Genomic DNA, 975 nt, shown 5'->3' with positions numbered 1-975 from the left:
AGGATCGGCAGTCCGAACGGCAACGGCAGTAGCGCCAGCCCGGCGATCGGCACATGGACGGCGAAGATGAAGCCCATCGCCTTGACGAGGTTGTCGTAGATCCGCCGTCCGAGCCGGATCGCCTTGACGATCGAGGCGAAGTCGTCGTCGAGCAGCACGATCGCCGACGCTTCGCGCGCGACGTCGGTGCCGCGGCCGCCCATTGCGATGCCGATATGCGCCGCTTTCAGCGATGGCGCGTCGTTGACGCCGTCGCCGGTCATCGCCACGACTTCACCGTCAGCTTTCAGCGCTTCGACGATCCGCAGCTTCTGTTCGGGCATGATCCGCGCGAACACCGTTGCGCGGCGCAGCCGCTCGGCGAGCGCGGCGTCGTCGAGCGTGGCGATCTCTTCGCCGGTGACGCAACTGTCCGCATCGATCCCGGCCTGGCGCGCGATCGCTTGTGCGGTCGCCGGATAGTCGCCGGTGATCATCACCACGCGGATGCCGGCGGCACGGCAGTCGGCGACGGCGGCCGGCACCGATGCGCGCAGCGGGTCGGCGAGGCCGACGAGGCCGAGGAAGTCGAAGCGGAAGCCGAGCTGGGTCTCCGGCCAATCCTCGTCCGGATGCGACGCGCGCGCGACGCCGAGCACCCGCAGCCCCTCGGCCGCCATCGCATCGACGGTGCGTGAGACGTTGCCGAGCGCGGCGGCATCAAGGCCGCACATCCGCGCAATCGCCTCCGGCGCACCTTTCGCCGCCACCACGTAGTCGCTGGCATCGTCCGGGTCGCGCCAGACCTGGGTGATCGCCAGCAGGTCGCGGCGCAGCCCGTAAGCGTGGACGAGGCGGCGCGCGCCATTGCCGTTGGGCAGATGGTCGCCGGCGAGCCGGTGCAGCGCGAGGTCCATCGGGTCGAACGGATCGGGGGCGGCGGCGAGCAGACCGGCTTCCCGCAGCGGCGTGAAGCCTTGCGGCCGCGCGCCGTCC

General features: G+C 71.0%; 1 protein-coding gene. It reads right to left on the bottom strand.

The annotated features are described in order from the left end of the window. Positions 1 to 975, bottom strand: a 975-nt coding sequence (locus tag DYI24_RS27160) for an HAD-IC family P-type ATPase (protein ID WP_164574523.1), incomplete at both ends; no start/stop codon positions are given.

Source organism: Rhodopseudomonas sp. BR0C11 (assembly GCF_010820945.1).
GTDB classification, from domain to species: Bacteria; Pseudomonadota; Alphaproteobacteria; order Rhizobiales; family Xanthobacteraceae; genus Rhodopseudomonas; species Rhodopseudomonas palustris_H.
The sequence above is the reverse complement of the archived record's forward strand: the minus strand, read 5'-3'. Positions and strand labels throughout refer to the sequence as shown.